The following is a 17,575-nucleotide window of genomic DNA, read 5'->3' as shown; positions in this document are numbered from 1 at the left end:
TCACACCGCCACCGGGGCCTTGATCGCCGGATGCGGGTCGTAGCCCTCGATGGCGACGTCCTCGTAGCGGAAGGCGAACAGGTCGCGCACTTCGGGATTGAGCCGGAGCTTGGGCAGCGGCCGTGGCGCGCGCGCCAGCTGCTCGCGCGCCTGCTCGAAATGGTTGGAGTACAGGTGGGCGTCGCCCAGGGTGTGGACGAAGTCGCCGACTTCCAGCCCGGTGGCCTGGGCCACCATGTGGGTCAGCAGGGCGTAGCTGGCGATGTTGAACGGCACGCCGAGGAAGATGTCGCCGCTGCGCTGGTACAGCTGGCAGCTCAGGCGGCCATCGGCCACGTAGAACTGGAACAGGGTGTGGCAGGGCATCAGCGCCATCTTCGGCAGGTCGGCCACGTTCCAGGCGCTGACCACCAGCCGGCGCGAATCCGGGTTGCGCTTGATCTCCTCGACCACCCAGCGGACCTGGTCGATCTCGCTGCCGTCGCTGCCGGTCCAGCGCCGCCACTGCTTGCCGTAGACCGGGCCCAGCTCGCCGTGCTCGTCGGCCCACTCGTCCCAGATGCTGACCTTGTTCTCCTTCAGGTAGGCGATGTTGGTCTCGCCCTTCAGGAACCACAGCAGTTCGTGGATGATCGAGCGCAGGTGCAGCTTCTTGGTGGTGACCAGCGGGAAGCCCTGGCCCAGGTCGAAGCGCATCTGCCAGCCGAACACGCTGCGGGTGCCGGTGCCGGTGCGGTCCGGCTTGTCGGTGCCGTGCTCCAGCACGTGGGACAGCAGTTCCAGGTATTGCTTCACGCCTTGCCTCCGTCAGCGGTGGGCGCCGGCCGCAGCACCGGCGCGCCGTGCGAGCGCCACAGCAGGAACAGGCCCAGCAGCACCAGCGGCAGGCTCAGCAGCTGGCCCATGGTCAGCCAGCCGAAGGCCAGGTACCCGATCTGGGCATCGGGCACGCGCACGAATTCGACCAGGAAGCGGAAGCAGCCGTACAGCAGGGCGAACATGCCGGCCACCGCGTAGCGCGGGCGCGGCCGGCGCGAGAACCACCACAGCACGCAGAACATCACCAGGCCCTCGAGGAAGGCCTGGTACAGCTGCGAGGGATGGCGCGCGAACGCGTCCAGCGCGCCGGCGTCGAAGCGGGCCTTGAGCGCGGCCGGATCCAGGCCCTGGTATTCGGCCGGCAGGCCGGACGGGAACACCACGCCCCAGTCGCCGCCGGTGTACTTGCCCCACAACTCGCCGCCGACGTAGTTGCCGATCCGGCCGAAGCCCAGCCCCGGCGGCACCAGCGGCGCGACGAAGTCCATGGTGTCGAAGAAGTGCAGGCCCTGGCGGCGCGACCACAGCCAGCTGGCGATGAGCACGCCGATCAGGCCGCCGTGGAAGCTCATGCCGCCGTCCCACACCCGCACCACCATCAGCGGGTCGCGCAGGGCGTCTCCCAGCGCGTAGAACAGCACGTAGCCCAGGCGGCCGCCGAGCACCACCCCGAGCATCCCGTAGAAGAGCAGGTCCGAGTAGGCGTTGGCGTCGGTTCCGGGCAGGCGCCCGGCGGCGATCCGGCGCTGGCCCAGCCACCACGCGGCGGCGAAGGCCAGCAGGTACATCACCCCGTACCAGTGCACCTTGAACGGGCCGAGGCTCAGGGCGATGGGGTCGATCTGGTGCAGGACGATCATGGGGCCACGCGCTGGGTTCGGAGTCGGACTGTATTACAGGGCGGGTCCGCCCGGCGCCGCGGCCGGGCACCGCGGCTCAGAACTCGCCCGCGCCCGGGACCTGCTTGGCACGCGCCACCCGGCGCATGAGCAGGTTCAGGATCTCCACCATCACCGAGAAGGCCATGGCGAAGTAGATGTACGGCTTGGGCACGTGCACGTCGAAGCCGTCCAGCACCAGGACCACGCCGACCAGCAGGATGAAGGCCAGGGCCAGCATCTTGATGGTGGGGTTGGCGTCGATGAAGTTGCCCAGCGGGTTGGCCGCCAGCAGCATGATCGCCACCGCCACCAGCACCGCCACCACCATCACCGGGATGTGGTCGGCGATGCCCACCGCGGTGATCACCGAGTCCAGCGAGAACACGATGTCGATCACCGCGATCTGGGCGATCACCACCCAGAACACCTGCGAGGCCTTGGTGGTGCGCGGGTCGTCGTCGTGGCCGCCGCTGATCAGCTCGCGGATTTCCATGATGCCCTTCACCAGCAGGAACGCGCCGCCGACGATCAGGATCAGGTCGCGCACCGAGATGCCCATCTGCCCGATGTGGAACAGCTCGGTGTGCATGCGCGCCAGGAAGGCCAGCGAGACCAGCAGGCAGATGCGGGTGACGCAGGCCACGGCGATGCCGAACTTGCGGGCGAAGGCGCGCTTCTCCTGCGGCAGGCGGCCGACCGCGATCGAGATGAACACCAGGTTGTCGATGCCCAGCACGATCTCCAGCGCGCTGAGGGTCACCAGGGTCAGCCAGACGTTCGGGTCGGCCAGGAATTCAAGGTTCATGGGGGATGTTTCCAGTGGTAAGCGGGTTCACAGCAGGCGCGGGCCCAGGACCAGGCCCCAGCACGCCAGCACGTTGAGCATCAGCACGAACACCGCGGCCGAGCCCATGTCCTTGGCGCGGCCGGCCAGCTCGTGGTGTTCCGGGCCGTAGCGCTCGATCACCGCCTCGATCGCGGAGTTCAGCAGCTCGGCGGCCAGCACCAGCAGCATCGAGCCGAGCAGCAGGGCGCGCTCGATCCCGTCCCGGCCCAGCCACAGCGCCAGCGGCGCCAGCACCCCGAACAGGTAGACCTCCAGGCGGAACGAAGACTCGTGGCGCCAGGCCGCGGCCAGTCCCTGCAGCGACCATTGCGCGGCCTGCAGGATCCGGCGCGGGCCGCGGGGCAGGTGGCCGCTCACGTCAGCCATGGGCTTGCCCTGCGGGGAGATGCGGGTACGGCGGCAATGGAAGCCGGCCGGAGGGCCGGGCCCGGAACTGGGACGTCATCAGGCGGTGGCGGGCCAACGGAACGCCAATTTTGCCACACCCCTCCCCGGCACGCCGCGCGGGCGCGCGGCGCCGGCCACGGACAGCCGCCACTCCGGCCGTTCGGCCGGGTCACCTGGAGGCGCGCAGCGCCTGCTGTTCGGCCAGGGTCAGGGCGACGTTGTCGCGCAGGTAGGCCGGTTCGACCCGCTCGGCCGGCACCGCCTCGCCGGCCTCGCAGGCACTCGCGGCCAGGCGCGCCAGCACCGCGGCGCGCGGCAGCGCGGCCGGGTCGACCGCGACCATTTCGCCCGCCAGGCGCTGCGCGAGCAGGCCGTCGGCGGCGGCAAAGCCGGTGCCCACGCCCTGCCAGGCTCCGGAGGCGACCGGCAGCCGCACCGCTTCCGGCGCCAGCACCTGCTCGCGGTCCAGCGCCCGCAGGCGCCCGCCTTCGCGTTCGTAGGCGCCGACGTAGACCTCGCCCATGCGCGCGTCGATCGCGGCCAGGATCCGGTCCGGGCCGTCGGCCGCGGCGCCGGCGGCCAGCACCTGCAGGGTCGAGACCGGCACCAGCGGGCGCTCCAGCGCCAGGGCGATGCCCTGGGCCAGGGCGATGGCCAGGCGCACCCCGGTGAACGCGCCGGGGCCGCGGCCCACGGCGATCGCGTCCAGCTGCGCGCGGGCAATGCCGGCCTCGGCCAGCAGTTCCTGTGCCCACGGCAGGGCCAGCTCGGCGTGCCGGCGCGGCACCACGCCGAAGCGCTCGCGGACTTCCCCGTCCAGGTACAGCGCGACCGAGCAGGCCTCGGTGGCGGTTTCGAAAGCGAGCAGTTTCATCGGGGCGGTCTTCGGCAGCGGAACGGGGAAACGGGGGTTGCAGGTTAGTCCAGCGGGGCGTCCGGCGCGGCGGTGGCGAAGAACGCCTGCACGTCCTCGATCCGGCGGGTCACCGCGAAGCGCGGCAGCGACTGCATGAACACCCGGCCATAGGGCTTGCCGGTGATGCGCGGGTCGCACAGCACCAGCACGCCGCGGTCGGTCTCGCTGCGGATCAGCCGGCCCACGCCCTGCTTGAGCGCGATCACTGCCTGCGGCAGCTGCTCGTCGCGGAACGGATTGCCGCCGCGCCGGCGCACCGCCTCCAGCCGCGCCTCGAACACCGGGTCGTCCGGGGCGGCGAACGGCAGCTTGTCGATCACCACCACGCTCAGGGCGTCGCCGGCCACGTCCACGCCCTCGCGGAAGGTGGCCGAGCCCAGCAGCACGCCGTTGCCCGATTCGCGGAAGCGGCGCAGCAGCTCCACCTTGGGCGCACTGCCCTGCACGAACAGCGGCCACGGCCCGCCCTCCAGCGCGGCGGCGGCCTCGCGCAGGGCGCGGTGCGAGGCGAACAGCAGGAACGCGCGGCCGCCGGAGGCCTCCAGCACCGGACGCACCGCGGCGAGCATGGCCGCGGTGAACTCGCGGCTGCTGGGCTCGGGCAGGTTGCGCGGCAGGTAGCACAGCGCCTGGCGCTGCCAGTCGAACGGGCTTGGCTCCAGCAGGGTCTGCGGATCGAACAGGCCCAGCTTGCGGCCGATGTGGGTGAAGCCCCCGCCCACCGCCAGGGTGGCCGAGGTGAAGATCCAGGCCGCGTGCGAGCGCTCGCGGTGCTGGCGCAGCGGCGCGGACACGTCCAGCGGCGTGCGCTGGCAGCGGAAGCCACGCGCGCTCAGCTCGTACCAGTAGACCTCGCCGCCGCGCGCGGCCGCGGCGGCCAGGGCCTCGGCATCGGCCCCGTCCTCGCCGGCCACCGCCTCGACCATGGCCTGCTCGTCGGCCGGTTCGGCAAAGGCATCGGAAGCGGCGTCGCCATCGCGCCAGCGCTGCAGCCGTTCGCCCAGGTCGCGGGCACGGGCGACGCAGGCCTCGAAGCCGGGCGAGGTTTCGGCCAGCGGCTCCATGGCCTGCTCCAGCGCGGCCAGCGCGTCGGCCAGCACGTCGAAGCCATCGGCCACCGCCGGCAGGGCCAGGGCGCGGTAGCGCGTGCCGCGCGGCGGCAGCGCCTCCATCGCCGCGCGCAGCTCGCGCAGGGCCTGCTCCAGCGCGCGCACCGGCCCCTGCACCACCGCGGTGGCGCCGGTGGTCTGCTTGCACTCGGCCAGGCAGTCGCGGCCCAGCTCCTGGATCTGGCGCATGCCGAAGCCTTCGCCGAAGAAGCTGGCGGCCAGCTCCGGCAGCTGGTGCGCCTCGTCGATCACGAAGGCCTGGGCGCCGGGCAGGATCTCGCCGAACCCCTCCTGCTTGAGCGCCAGGTCGGCCAGCAGCAGGTGGTGGTTGACCACCACCAGGTCCGCGGCCTGGGCGCGCTGCCGCGCCTGGACCACGAAGCACTCCTCCCAGAACGGGCAGTCGCTGCCCAGGCAGTTGTCCACCGTGGAGGTGACCAGCGGCAGCAGCGGCGAATCATCCGGCAGGGATTCCAGCTCGGCCATGTCGCCGGCGCGGGTGCGCCCGGCCCAGGCGACGATGCGCTGGAACTGGCTGGCCTGCTCGGGGCTGGAGAAGCGCGCGTCGCCCCTGGCCTGCTCCAGCCGGTAGCGGCACAGGTAGTTGGCGCGACCCTTGAGCAGGGCGCTGCGGATGCCCTTGCCGAGGGCGTCGCGCACCCGCGGCAGGTCGCGGTGGTAGAGCTGGTCCTGCAGTGCGCGGGTACCGGTGCTGACGATGGTCTTCAGCCCCGACAACAGCGCCGGCACCAGGTAGGCGTAGGTCTTGCCGGTGCCGGTGCCGGCCTCGGCCAGCAGCACGTCGCGGTGCTCGATCGCCTCGGCCACCGCCGCGGTCAGGCGCTGCTGCGCCGGGCGCGCGGTGAAGCCGTCCAGGCGCGCGGCGAGCGCGCCTCCTTCGCTGAGCGCCTCGCGGCTGGCCTGGGCAAGAAGGGACATGGTCGATGCAGGATGCACGGTCCGGCGCGGCCGGCGGCGGGGTACGCCGCGGCCGCCGCCGTCAGAACCGCTGCACGCCCGGGACGGTGCAGGCGGCCAGCTGCGCCCTGGCCGAGGCGGCATTCTCCGCCTGGCCGCGCGCCAGCCGCGACTGCTCGATGGTGGCCCAGTGCCGCCGGCACATCGGCCCGACCCGCGAGCCGAGGTCATAGGCGCGCCGGGCCAGGGTCTCGGCGCGGTCGTACTGGCCCTGCAACAGCGCCACCTCCGCCCGCTCCTGCAGCACCGCCGGGTCGTCGGGGGCGGCCAGCAGGGCCTGGTTGAGGGCCTCGGCGGCGGCTTCGGCCTGGCCGGCGGCCAGCGCCGCGGCGGCGCGCTCGCGCAGGTCGGCGACCTGCGGGTCGCGCAGCGGCTGCACGTCCAGCTCGGTGTCGGCGGCGCCGGCGGCGGCCTGGACCGCGGCCAGGCGCTGCGCCGGGGTCACCTCGGGCACGGCCGGGGCCGGCGGCGCGGGCGTGGTACCGCAGGCGGCCAGCAGCAGGCAGGCGGCCGCTGCGGTGGGGAAACGGGGGAAGGCTTGCATGCCGGCCATTATGGCGCAGGCGGCTGCGCCGGGGCCGGCGCCTGTTGCGGATCGGCGGCGCGGCCGCCGCCGAACAGGCGCCGCCAGAAGCCCGGCTGGCGCTCCTGCGCCTGCGCCGGCGGCGGGGCGGTGCCATCCAGCGGCAGCGGCAGGTAGTCCGGGGTGCACGGCGCGTAGTCCGGCGCGGTGCCGGCCACGAACGGCAGCCGGCGCGCGCCGGGGCAATCGGCGTCGGTGACGTAGGAGCCCTCGGCCTGCACCCAGTGCCATTCCACGCCCTTGCCATCGACCTGCAGCGGCGAGCTGGGCAGGCGCGAGAACAGGCCCGACCAGATCCGCATCGCGCCGGTGGCGCCGTACAGGCCGGTCTGCTGGTTCTGGTCGTTGCCGACCCAGACCACTGCCAGGTGGTCGCCGGTGTAGCCGGCGAACCAGCTGTCGCGGCCGTCGTTGCTGGTGCCGGTCTTGCCGGCCGGGGACAGGCGGCCGAGGCCGTCGCGCTGCAGCTGGCGCGCGGTTCCGCTGTTGACCACCTGCTGCAGGGCGATGGTCACCAGGCGGGCGGCGATCGAGTCGCCCTCCTGGGCCGGCGCCGGCGCGGTGTCGTAGCGCTTGAGCAGCCGGCCTTCCGGGTCGAGCACGCCGCGCACCGCGCGCAACGGCTGCACCTGCCCGCCGGAGGCGAGGAACTGGTACAGCTGGGTCATCGCGTACGGGCTCTGGTCGGTGGAACCGAGGATCAGCGAGGGATTGGGTTCGGCCTCGATCCCCGCCAGCACCTTCAGCAGCTGCGCCAGGCGGTCCGGACCGACCTGCATGCCCACCCGCACCGTGGCCTGGTTGTAGGAATGCGCCAGAGCGTCCACCAGCCGCACCGTGCCGTGGCTGCGGTTGTCGGAATTGCCCGGCGACCAGCGCCGGCCGCGTCCCAGCTCGACCGTGACCGGGGCGTCCTCGACGAAGCTGGCCAGCGAGAAGCGCTGCGGCTGCGCCAGCGCCAGCAGGTACACGAACGGCTTGAGCAGCGAGCCGACCGGCCGCTGCGCCTCGACCGCGCGGTTGAAGCCGTGCAGCTCGGCGTTGCGGCCGCCGACCACCGCCAGCACGTCGCCGCCGCGCACGTCGGTCACCACCACCGCCGCCTCCAGCGGCGGGCGCTTGCCGGTCTGCAGCGCCTCCAGGGTGCGCGCCACCGCGCCCTCGGCATAGGCCTGGGCCGAGGGCGACATGCCGGTGAGCACGGTCAGGCCGGCGCCCTGCAGCGCGCTTTCCGGGTAGTCGCTGGCCAGCTGCCGGCGCACCAGGTCGATGTAGCCGGGGAAGCGGTTGGCCGCGGCCACGCCCGGGCGCGCGGTCACGCCCAGCGGCGCCTTGCGCGCGCGCTCGTATTCGGCGTCGTCGATCAGGCCGGTGGCGTGCATCATCGACAGGGCGACGTTGCGACGCTCCAGCGCGCGCTGCGGGTGGCGGCGCGGGTCGTAGTAGGACGGGCCCTTGACCAGGCCGATCAGCAGCGCGGTCTGCTCGGTGGTCAGGTCGTCCAGGTCGCGGCCGAACCAGAACTCGGCGCCGGAAGCCACGCCGTGGATCGCCTGCCCGCCGCGCTGGCCCAGGTAGACCTGGTTGAGGTAGGTCTCCAGGATCGTGCGCTTGTCGTAGCGCGCCTCCAGGATCAGCGCGTACAGGATCTCGTTGAACTTGCGGCTCCAGGTCTGCTCCTTGCCGATGCCCAGCAGGCCGCTGCGGGCCAGCTGCTGGGTCAGGGTGGAGGCGCCCTGCTTCTTCTCGCCCGAGCGCAGGTTGACCAGCAGTGCGCGCAGCATGCCGGACACGTCGATGCCGTGGTGGCGGGCGAAGTCGCGGTCCTCCACCGCCTGCAGGCCGGTGGTCAGCAGTTCCGGCACTTCCTCGATCCGCACCAGGCGCCGTTCTTCCTGGCGCTGGCCGTAGAGGGTGGCGATCCGCGCCGGGTCCAGGCGCGCGGCCTTGATCGCTTGGCCGCTTCCGGCATCGCGCAGGCGCGAGACCTTGCCGCCGGACAGGCTGACCTCGATCCGCCGCGGCGGCACCACGCCGTCGATGTCGGCGTAGCCGCGGCTGGAGATCGTGAAGCGGGCGCCGTCGACGTGGTAGCTGCCCTGGCGCCGGCCCTCGCCGTCCTCCTGGTAGCCGGTCGCGTCCAGCTCGGTGCGCAGGGTGCGCTCGTCCAGCGCCAGGCCCGGCCGCAGGTGCAGCGGGCGCGCGTACACGCGGGTGGGGATCTGCCACTGCAGGGCGCCGAAGCGCTCGGTCACCTGGTTGTTGAGGTGGACCGTGTACGGGACCAGGAACCCGGCCGCCAGGGCGGCGGCCGCGAGCACCACGGTCAGCAGGCGGCCGCGCCAGGCGGACGCCCCGGGGGACTTCGCGCGGGCGGTATCTCCGGCGGTAGAACGTCGAGGCACAGGAATACCAGGATCAGGAACGGGCGGAGTCTAACCCGAGATCGGCGCGCGCCCGGTCGGGGGGCTGAACGGCCGCCGGGTGCGCGCCGGCGCCGCCGCGGCTCATACCCGCAACCCCAGCAGGTCGCCGGCGGCCGAGCGCAGGCCGAAGGAGAACCGCGCGTAGCGGCCGCTGCCCAGTTCCTCGCGCACCGAGGCCAGCCGGCGCAGCGGCGAACGCGGCAGGCGCGCGCGCGCCAGCGCGTGCCGCAGGCGCTGCGCCACCGCCTCGCGCACTTCCGGTTCCACCGCCAGCCCACCCTCGTCGATGCGCTGCAGGAACGAGCGGTACAGCACGCACAGCCGCTCCAGCGAGACCCGCCGCGCCACCCAGCCGTAGGCCAGGCGCTCGACCAGGCGGCGCGGGCGCGCGCCGATCTGGTTGCTGCCATGCTGGCGGTAGTCGATCGAGGCCCAGGGCATGCAGTCGACCCGGGCCTGGGTGGCCGCCGCGATCGCCAGCCACTCGTCGTGCACCCAGCCCTCCGGCACCGGCAGCAGGCGCCCGAGCAGCGCGCCGCGCAGCGCGGTGGTGGCGCCGGTGACCAGGTTGCGCCGCATCAGCAGGTCGAAGGCGCGGCCGGAGTGCTCCATCTCCAGTTCCGCCGGGGACACCTCCAGCGCCTGCAGCAGGTCCACGCCCAGCCAGGCGCCATCGGCGTCGACCAGGCGCGCGTCGGTGTGCAGCAGGCCCAGTTCCGGTTCGGCGAGGAAACGCGCGGCCATGCGCGCGATCTTCTCCGGGTGCCAGACGTCGTCCTGGTCGCAGAGGAACACCAGGTCGCCGCGGGCGCGCTGCAGCGCGCGCTCGAAGTTGCGCACGTAGCCGAGGTTGGCCGGGTTGCGCTGCAGCTCCACCGCCACCCCGCGCACCCGCGCGCGCGCGGCGAAGGCCTGCAGCCGCTCCCAGGTGCCGTCGGACGAGGCATCGTCCTGGACCACGATCTCGTCGGGCAGGCGCAGCTGCGCCAGCAGGCTCTCCAGCTGCGGACCGAGGAAGCGCTCGCCGTTGTAGGTGCACAGCACCACCGACACGCGCACCGCTCAGCCCTCCGCGTCCATGCGCCACATCGAGGCGTCGACCCGGAACGGGCGCGGCGCCACGCCCAGCAGGGCGCGGGCCTCGGCGTTGTCGGCGACCAGGTCGCGGTCCAGCCGCGACACCGGCCCGCGCGCGCCCGGCAGCAGCGCCGCCAGCAGGCGCAGCAGCGGCCGCCCCAGCGGCAGCGGCACGGTGGCGAACGGCAGGCTGGCGCGCACCCGCGCGAACATCTCCGCCGCCGGCAGGCGCTCGCCGCCGCCCAGGGCAAGGATGCGGCCGTCGGCGGCGCCGGTATCGATGCAGGCGAGGACCGCCGTGGCGAGATCGTCGGCATGCACCGGCTGGCGCAGGCCGCGGCCGGCCGGCAACGGGAACAGGCGGGTGCGCGCGGCGCGCCGCGCGATCGGGGTCAGGCTGCGGTCCAGCCCGGCGCCGTAGATCAGGGTCGGGCGCAGCACGGTCCAGGCCATGCCCAGGCGCCGGCACTGCCGTTCCAGTTCGGCCTCGCCGGCGGCCAGCCGGCCGATCAGCTCGCGCTCGGCCGGCACCGCGGAGTCGCGCTTGGTCAGCACGCTCATCGAACTGGTGGCGACCACCCGCGGCGCGGGCGCGGACTGCAGGCCGGACAGCCACTGCGCCAGCGTGTCCAGCGGGGCGAAGCTGGCCACCGCGCGCAGCGGCGGCAGTTCCGGCATCGGTCCCGGCAGCTGGCCCTGCAGCCACTGCACCCCGGCCCGTGCCGGCCGTGGATGGCGGCTGAGCGCGAGCACGCCATCGCCGCCGGCGGCGAGGCGCGGCAGCAGGAAGTGGCCGATCTGGCTGGTGGCGCCGATGACGAGGACGGGCATGGCGGCTGCGGACTGGGTGGCGGGCGCCGGCGCGGCGGCGTCGGACTATAGCGTGCGGCCCCGCCGGCCGGTCCTCCGGCGCATGAACGGCCGCAACGAAGACGGCCCGCGCGAGGCGGGCCGTCGGGTGTGGCGATGCAGGCGGGCGCGGCTCAGTCGTCGCCCTTGGACAGGTCGTCGTCGGCGACGACCTCGGCGGCGGCCCACTCCAGCGCCTCGCGCTCGGCGCGCTCGCGCTCGGCCTTCTCCACTTCGTCGATCAGGTTGGCGTCGACGGTGCGGGCGGCGATCTCGCGCAGCGCCAGCACGGTCGGCTTGTCGTCGCCGTCCTCGTTCTCGATCGTGGCCGGCACGCCATTGGCCAGCTGGCGGGCGCGCTTGGCGGCCATCATGACCAGTTCGAAGCGGTTGTTGACCACTTCCAGGCAATCTTCAACGGTGATACGGGCCATAGGGGTTCCAGGCGACTGCGGTCGCCACTCGTGTCTGGGGAAATGGAGGCGGAGTTTACCCGCGCCGCCGCCTCCGCGGCAAGGCCCGGCGCCGGTTCTTCCTTTGCGTTCAGGGACTTGCGTTCAGGCAGCGGGGCCGGCGCCGGGGTCCTGCCCGAGCAGGGCGCGGATCAGGCCGGCATGGCGCTGCTGCTGCTGGCCGCGGCGCAGGCGGCTGGCGACGAAGATCGCGCACATCTCGTCCACCGCGGTCTCGAACACCTCATTGACGATCACGTAGTCGAACTCGCCGTAGTGCGACATCTCCTCGCGCGCGGCCGCCAGGCGGCGGGCGATGACCTCGTCGCTGTCCTGGCCGCGCTTGCGCATGCGCTGCTCCAGCGCCTCCCGCGACGGCGGCAGGATGAACACGCTGACCGCGTCGGGGACCTTCGCCCGCACCTGGGCCGCGCCCTGCCAGTCGATCTCCAGCAGCACGTCGTGGCCGGCCGCCAGCTGCGGCTCCACCGACTGCCGCGCCGTGCCCTTCCAGTCGCCGTGCACGCGGGCGTACTCGAAGAAGTCGCCGGCGTCGATCATGCGCTGGAACTCTTCCTCGCTGACGAAGTGGTAGTGCTCGGCATGGCGCTCGCCCGGGCGCGGCGCGCGCGAGGTGAAGGAGATCGACAGCCGGATGGCCGGATCGCGCGACAGCACCGCGTTGACGATGCTGGACTTGCCGGCGCCGGAAGGCGCCGCAACGATGAAGAGGGTTCCGCGCATGCTCATCGGCTGTCCTGCACCGGCCCGGCGGCGCGAACTCGGGCCTGGGGACCGGTGCCACTTCTCCAGGCCCCGGGCGGGTCTGGCGCCATTGCCGCGCCTGGGACCCGGGGCCGCGTGTATGGGGTAACGGGGCGCGAATGGTAGCAGACCCCCCGCCCCGGCCGGCCCCCGGCGCCGCCACGCTTTGCGCGCAGCCCCTGTCGTTGGTTGGGTTTACCGCGTTTGCGGCCGCTTGGCATGCTCGCCGCCAACGCCCCGACGCCGGCGTGCGCTGGACCACGGCTTGCGGCGGGCAGCCAGGAGCCCACGCCCCATGCCAAGTGCAGCGATCGAACTGCAGGCCGTCGACAAGTCCTACGGCCCACGGCGGATACTGAAGGACCTGCAGCTGGTGGTCCCCGAGCGCAGCGTGTTCGCCTTCCTCGGCAACAACGGGCATGGCAAGTCCACCACCATCCGCCTGCTTGCCGGCCTGGCCGCGCCGGACCGCGGCAGCATCCGCGTGCTGGGGAAGGACATCCGCCAGCACCGGCGCGAGGTGCTGGCGCAGATGGGCTGCCTGATCGAGGCGCCCAGCAGCTACCCCAACCTCACCGCGCGCGAGTTCCTGTCCATCGGCGCGTGCCTGAAGCAGCTGCCGCGCAGCGAGATCGACCGCGCGCTGGAACTGGTCGGGCTGCGCCCCGACCGCCGGCAGCGGATCGAGCACTATTCGCTGGGCATGCGGCAACGGCTGGCGCTGGCCCATGCCCTGCTGGGGCGTCCGCGCCTGCTGGTCCTGGACGAGCCCACCAACGGCCTGGACCCGGACGGCATCCGCGACATCCGCGCCCTGCTCTCCGGCCTCCCCGAAGCCGCCGGTTGCACCATCTTCTTCGCCAGCCACTACCTGGACGAGGTGGAGAAGACCGCCACCCACCTGGCCGTGCTGCACGAAGGCACGATCCGGCTGCAGGCCTCGGCCGGCGAACTGGAACGCCAGCTCGCCGGGGTCCTGGCCCTGGACGTGGACGACGCCGAACGCGGCTCGCGCACGCTGCAGGCGCTGGGCTACGCCGCCCGCGCCGAAAGCCCCAACCGGGTGCTGGTGGCCGACGTCGACCGCGACCGCGCCGGCCTGCTCAACTCGCAGCTGGTGCAGGCCGGGGTCGTGCTCTACCAGTCGGTGTTGCGCAAGCCGACGCTGGAGCACTGGTTCCTGCAGATGACCGCCTCCGGGGGAGCCGTCGCATGCTGATCCGCCTTTGCCTGGTCGAACTGCTCAAGCTGCGCCGCTCGCTGGTGCTGCTGACCACCGTGGCCTGCCCCGGCGGCGGTGGTGGCGCTGATGTTCGGGATGGCCCTGCGCCGGATCACCCCGGACGGCATGACCGCCGCGCAGTGGTCGATGCTGTGGGGCAGCGCGTCGGCGCTGTGGAGCCTGCTCATGCTGCCGCTTTACATCGGCCTGTGCACCGCGCTGGTCAACGGCAACGAGCACCGTAACCAGACCTGGCGGCTGATGCTCAGCCTGCCGGTCGGCCGGCTGGAGCTGTACGCGGCCAAGGCCATGGTCTCGGTGCTGCTGCTGGCGGCCGCGCAGCTGGCGTTGTTGCTCGCCCTCGCGCTGGGCACCGCCATCCTCGGCCTGGCCGGATTCCCGCTGGAAGCGGCGCTGCAGGCCCAGCTGCCGCGGCTGTGGGCGGCGCCGCTGGCGGCGCTGCCGGTGGTGGCGCTGCAGCATGCGCTGAGCTGGCGCCTGCGCTCGGTGGTCACCCCGCTGGCGGTGTCGGTGGTGGCCACCCTGGCGGCGATGCAGCTCGGCGCCTCGCAATACTGGTACTGGCTGCCCTGGGCCTATCCGGTGGCCGCCAGCAACGGCGGCCATGAGGCCATGCGCGACGCGGCGGTCCTGCTCGGACCCATGCTGGCGGCGGTGCTGTTCCCGCTGACCGCGTGGTGGCTGTCGCGGCGCGAGATCGCCTGAGCGCCATCCGGCGCGCGGCCCCCGCGCGGCTCACTCGATGTTCTGCACCTGCTCGCGGATCTGGTCGATCAGCACCTTCAGCTCGACCGCGGCGGCCGAGGTGCGGGCGTCGACCGACTTGGAACCGAGGGTGTTGGCCTCGCGGTTGAACTCCTGCAGCAGGAAGTCCAGGCGGCGGCCCACGGCCTGCGCCTTGCCGGAGAGGATCCGGCGGATCTCGGCGACGTGGCTGGCGAGGCGGTCCAGCTCCTCGTCCACGTCCAGCTTCTGCAGCCACAGCACCAGCTCCTGCTCGGCGCGGCCCGGGTCCACCGGGTGCGGCAGGTCGGCCAGGCGCGCGGCCAGCTTGGCGCGCTGGCCCTCGCGGATGTCCGGCACCAGCGCGCGCACTTCGCCGGCGATGCGCTCCACCGCGTCGACCCGCTCGCGGATCGCGGCGGCCAGCGCCGCGCCCTCGCGCTCGCGCGCGGCGATGAACTCGTCCAGCACCTGGTCCAGCAGCTCCAGCGCCTGCGCCTGCAGCGCCTCGCCGTCGGCCACCGGGGTCTGCAGCACGCCCGGCAGCTGCAGCAGGTCGGTGAACTGCACCTGCAGGTTGGGGAAGCGCGCGTCCAGGCGCTGGGCCAGCTCGCCCAGCTGCGCCAGCAGGGCCTCGTTGACCGCCAGCCCGGCGGCGCCTTCCGGCGCGCGCAGGCGCATCACCAGGTCCAGCTTGCCGCGCTGCACGCGCGCGGCCACGCGCTCGCGCAGCACCGGTTCCAGCGCGCGCAACTCGTCGGCCAGGCGCAGGCCGGTCTCCAGGAAGCGGTGGTTGACCGAGCGCAACTCACAGGAGAGCACGCCCCAGGAGGTACCACGTTCGCCGCTGGCGAAGGCGGTCATGCTGCGGATCATGCGGGAATCCGTCTTTGGCAGGGGGCGAATGTTAATCTAGCCGGCCCGCCGCGGCACCCTGCCGCCTTCGCCGGCCCCGCCGGCGGACCGCCGGGGCCCCGCCTACGGAAACCACACATGACCGTCGTCCGCCCCAGTGGCCGCGCCCCCGACCAGCTGCGCCCCGTGCGCATCGAACGCGGCTTCACCCGCCACGCCGAAGGCTCCGTGCTCGTCAGCTTCGGCGACACCCGCGTGCTGTGCACCGCCAGCATCGACAACAAGGTGCCGGCATTCCTGCGCGGCAAGGGCGAGGGCTGGGTGACGGCCGAGTACGGCATGTTGCCACGCTCCACCCACACCCGCTCCGAGCGCGAGGCCGCGCGCGGCAAGCAGGGCGGCCGCACCCTGGAGATCCAGCGCCTGATCGGCCGCGCCCTGCGCGCCTGCGTCGACCGCGGCGCCCTGGGCGAGCGCACCATCACCCTGGACTGCGACGTGCTGCAGGCCGACGGCGGCACCCGCACCGCCGCCATCACCGGGGCCTACGTGGCGCTGGCGGACGCGGTGCGCTGGCTGCTGGCGCGCGGCGAGATTTCCCGCGACCCGATCCACGGCGCGGTCGCCGCGATCTCGGTCGGCGTATACCGCGGCGTGCCGGTGCTGGACCTGGACTACGCCGAGGACAGCGACTGCGACACCGACATGAACGTGGTGATGAACGACGGCGGCGGCTTCATCGAGCTGCAGGGCACGGCCGAGGGCCATGCCTTCCGCCGCGACGAACTGGACGCGCTGCTGGGCCTGGCCGAGCGCGGCATCGGCCAGCTGCTGGAACTGCAGCGCCAGGCCCTGGCCGGCTGAGGCGGGAGCATGCGATGAAGCTGGTCCTGGCCTCCTCCAACCGCGGCAAGCTCGACGAACTGCACCACCTGCTGGCCGACAGCGGGATCGAGCTGGTCGCGCAGTCCGACCTGGGCGTCGAGGACGCCAAGGAGACCGGGCTGACCTTCGTCGAGAACGCGCTGATCAAGGCGCGCCACGCGGCCCGCGTCACCGGCCTGCCGGCGCTGGCCGACGACTCCGGGCTGTGCGTGGACGCCCTCGGCGGCGCGCCGGGCCTGTACTCGGCGCGCTATGCCGGCGAGCCGGCCAACCCGCAACGCAACATCGACAAGCTGCTGGCCGCGCTCGACGGGGTCGACGACCCGCGCCGCGGCGCCCACTTCCAGTGCGTGCTGGTGGTGCTGCGCCATGCCGAAGACCCGCAGCCGCTGCTGGTCGAGGGGCAGTGGCGCGGGCGCATCATCCGCGAACGCCGCGGCAGCGGCGGCCACGGCTACGACCCGGTGTTCCTGGACCCCGCGCACGGGCTGACCGCGGCGGAAATGCCGATGGAGCTGAAGAACCGCATCAGCCACCGCGGCAAGGCGCTGGAACTGCTGCGCGCGCGCCTGCCCGAAGTGCTTGGCTGAGCGCGCCGGCGCGAGCCTGCCATGCCCGACCTGATCCCGCCGCCGCTGTCGCTGTACGTGCACCTGCCCTGGTGCGTGCGCAAGTGCCCGTATTGCGACTTCAACTCGCACGGAGCCAGGGGCGGACTGCCGTTCGACGAGTATGTGGCCGCGCTGGTACGCGACCTGGAACACGACCTGCCCCTGGTCTGGGGCCGCACCGTGCACAGCGTGTTCTTCGGCGGAGGCACGCCCAGCCTGTTCCCGGCCGCGGCGATCGAGGCCATCCTCTCGGCCGCCGCCGCGCGCCTGCGCTTCGCCCCGGACGCGGAAATCACCCTGGAGGCCAATCCCGGCACCGCCGAGCACGACCGCTTCGAGGGCTACCGCGCCGCCGGCGTGAACCGGATCAGCTTCGGGATCCAGAGCTTCGACGACGGCTGCCTGCAGCGCCTGGGCCGGATCCACGACAGCGCCGAGGCCGAGGCCGCGGTGAAGCTGGCCCAGGACGCCGGTTTCGACAACCTCAACCTGGACCTGATGTACGCCCTGCCCGGCCAGGACCTGGCCATGGCCGAGCGCGACCTGGAACGTGCCTTCGCCCTGCAGCCGGCGCACATCAGCCACTACCAGCTGACGCTGGAACCCAACACCGTGTTCTTCGCCCGGCCGCCGCAAGGCATCCCGGACGACGACCTGGCCTGGGACATGCAGGAGCGCTGCCAGGCCCTGCTGGCCGACGCCGGCTACGTCCACTACGAGACCAGCGCCTACGCCCGCCCGGGCCGGCAGTGCGCGCACAACCTCAACTACTGGCGCTACGGCGACTACCTGGGCATCGGCGCCGGCGCCCACGGCAAGATCACCCTCGGCGCCGAACAGGCCATCCTGCGCCGCTGGAAGCACAAGCACCCGGCCACCTGGATGGCCGCCGCCGGCACCGCCCAGGCGATCGGCGGCGACGACCGCATCGCCCCGGAGCAGCGCCCGTTCGAGTACATGCTCAACGCCCTGCGCCTGCACGAGGGTTTCGCCCTGGCCGACTTCGAGGTGCGCACCGGACTGCCGCGCGCGCATCTGGCGCCGGCGCTGGAACAGGCCCGCGGGCGCGGCTGGCTGCAACTCGAGGGCGAGCGGGTGGCACCCACCGCACTGGGCCGGCGCTTCGCCAACGACGTGATTTCCCTGTTCCTCTGAGGCCATCCCCGGCC

The 17,575-nt window shown here is 73.1% G+C and carries 18 protein-coding genes; 5 read left to right on the top strand and 13 right to left on the bottom strand.

All coding sequences use genetic code 11. From position 1 onward, the window contains the following. From EIM47_RS01915 to gmk, 12 genes are all read right to left on the bottom strand, one after another. On the bottom strand, window positions 1-795 hold the full coding sequence (locus EIM47_RS01915) for a thymidylate synthase (protein WP_125075915.1): 795 nt from the start codon (window positions 793-795) through the stop codon (window positions 1-3). After that, entirely contained in the window at window positions 792-1,679 is an 888-nt protein-coding gene (gene lgt, locus EIM47_RS01910) for a prolipoprotein diacylglyceryl transferase (protein ID WP_028914614.1), read from the bottom strand. Before lgt ends, EIM47_RS01915 begins: the two co-directional genes overlap by 4 nt. 76 nt (window positions 1,680-1,755) lie before the next feature. Next, complete coding sequence (locus tag EIM47_RS01905; RefSeq protein ID WP_028914613.1) at window positions 1,756-2,505, bottom strand: TerC family protein; 750 nt, start codon at window positions 2,503-2,505, stop codon at window positions 1,756-1,758. Between the two features lie 27 nt (window positions 2,506-2,532). Continuing rightward, window positions 2,533-2,913: a diacylglycerol kinase gene (locus EIM47_RS01900; RefSeq protein WP_125075914.1), complete on the bottom strand. Its 381-nt coding sequence runs from the start codon at window positions 2,911-2,913 to the stop codon at window positions 2,533-2,535. A 190-nt stretch (window positions 2,914-3,103) separates the two neighbouring features. Next, on the bottom strand, window positions 3,104-3,808 hold the full coding sequence (gene tsaB / locus EIM47_RS01895) for a tRNA (adenosine(37)-N6)-threonylcarbamoyltransferase complex dimerization subunit type 1 TsaB (RefSeq protein WP_019398423.1): 705 nt from the start codon (window positions 3,806-3,808) through the stop codon (window positions 3,104-3,106). A 44-nt stretch (window positions 3,809-3,852) separates the two neighbouring features. Next, complete coding sequence (locus tag EIM47_RS01890; protein ID WP_125075912.1) at window positions 3,853-5,898, bottom strand: ATP-dependent DNA helicase; 2,046 nt, start codon at window positions 5,896-5,898, stop codon at window positions 3,853-3,855. Window positions 5,899-5,959: 61 nt separating this feature from the next. Next, complete coding sequence (locus EIM47_RS01885) at window positions 5,960-6,490, bottom strand: tetratricopeptide repeat protein (RefSeq protein WP_125075910.1); 531 nt, start codon at window positions 6,488-6,490, stop codon at window positions 5,960-5,962. Then, complete coding sequence (gene mrcB / locus EIM47_RS01880; protein ID WP_125075909.1) at window positions 6,490-8,925, bottom strand: penicillin-binding protein 1B; 2,436 nt, start codon at window positions 8,923-8,925, stop codon at window positions 6,490-6,492. The genes EIM47_RS01885 and mrcB overlap by 1 nt, the downstream gene beginning before the upstream one ends. A gap of 102 nt (window positions 8,926-9,027) precedes the next feature. After that, window positions 9,028-10,005, bottom strand: coding sequence for a glycosyltransferase family 2 protein (locus tag EIM47_RS01875; protein ID WP_019398427.1), 978 nt, complete (start codon window positions 10,003-10,005; stop codon window positions 9,028-9,030). 3 nt (window positions 10,006-10,008) lie between these two features. After that, window positions 10,009-10,854, bottom strand: a complete 846-nt coding sequence (locus tag EIM47_RS01870) for an NAD-dependent epimerase/dehydratase family protein (RefSeq protein WP_125075907.1) — start codon at window positions 10,852-10,854, stop codon at window positions 10,009-10,011. Between the two features lie 152 nt (window positions 10,855-11,006). After that, window positions 11,007-11,306 carry a DNA-directed RNA polymerase subunit omega gene (rpoZ, locus tag EIM47_RS01865; protein ID WP_026010482.1) on the bottom strand — a complete coding sequence of 100 codons (300 nt, stop codon included), beginning with the start codon at window positions 11,304-11,306 and terminating at the stop codon, window positions 11,007-11,009. A 123-nt stretch (window positions 11,307-11,429) separates the two neighbouring features. Beyond that, a complete protein-coding gene (gmk, locus tag EIM47_RS01860; RefSeq protein ID WP_026010483.1) occupies window positions 11,430-12,068 on the bottom strand; it encodes a guanylate kinase in 639 nt (212 codons plus the stop codon). A 316-nt stretch (window positions 12,069-12,384) separates the two neighbouring features. On the opposite strand from gmk, the gene EIM47_RS01855 reads away from it, so the two are divergent. Together EIM47_RS01855 and EIM47_RS01850 are read left to right on the top strand one after the other, a co-directional pair. After that, window positions 12,385-13,308 (top strand): ATP-binding cassette domain-containing protein, encoded by a 924-nt coding sequence (locus EIM47_RS01855; RefSeq protein ID WP_125075905.1) that lies wholly within the window; start codon window positions 12,385-12,387, stop codon window positions 13,306-13,308. Window positions 13,309-13,398: 90 nt separating this feature from the next. Then, complete coding sequence (locus EIM47_RS01850; RefSeq protein ID WP_125075904.1) at window positions 13,399-14,037, top strand: ABC transporter permease; 639 nt, start codon at window positions 13,399-13,401, stop codon at window positions 14,035-14,037. Between the two features lie 30 nt (window positions 14,038-14,067). Here the strand turns inward: EIM47_RS01850 and EIM47_RS01845 are convergent, their stop codons facing one another. Then, the gene (locus EIM47_RS01845; protein ID WP_019398433.1) at window positions 14,068-14,931 is read right to left on the bottom strand and encodes a YicC/YloC family endoribonuclease; all 864 of its coding nucleotides are present in this window, start codon (window positions 14,929-14,931) and stop codon (window positions 14,068-14,070) included. A 117-nt stretch (window positions 14,932-15,048) separates the two neighbouring features. Between EIM47_RS01845 and rph the strand changes: the two genes are divergently transcribed. The 3 genes from rph to hemW are packed head-to-tail and all read left to right on the top strand — an operon-like array spanning window position 15,049 to window position 17,561. After that, window positions 15,049-15,774: a ribonuclease PH gene (gene rph, locus EIM47_RS01840; protein WP_019398434.1), complete on the top strand. Its 726-nt coding sequence runs from the start codon at window positions 15,049-15,051 to the stop codon at window positions 15,772-15,774. Between the two features lie 14 nt (window positions 15,775-15,788). Further along, the gene (rdgB, locus tag EIM47_RS01835) at window positions 15,789-16,385 is read left to right on the top strand and encodes an RdgB/HAM1 family non-canonical purine NTP pyrophosphatase (RefSeq protein WP_019398435.1); all 597 of its coding nucleotides are present in this window, start codon (window positions 15,789-15,791) and stop codon (window positions 16,383-16,385) included. Between the two features lie 21 nt (window positions 16,386-16,406). Then, the gene (gene hemW / locus EIM47_RS01830; protein WP_019398436.1) at window positions 16,407-17,561 is read left to right on the top strand and encodes a radical SAM family heme chaperone HemW; all 1,155 of its coding nucleotides are present in this window, start codon (window positions 16,407-16,409) and stop codon (window positions 17,559-17,561) included. Window positions 17,562-17,575: the final 14 nt, after the last annotated feature.

Source organism: Pseudoxanthomonas sp. SGT-18 (assembly GCF_003931645.1).
Taxonomy (GTDB): Bacteria; Pseudomonadota; Gammaproteobacteria; order Xanthomonadales; family Xanthomonadaceae; genus Pseudoxanthomonas.
This window is presented reverse-complemented; position numbering and strand designations above follow the sequence as displayed.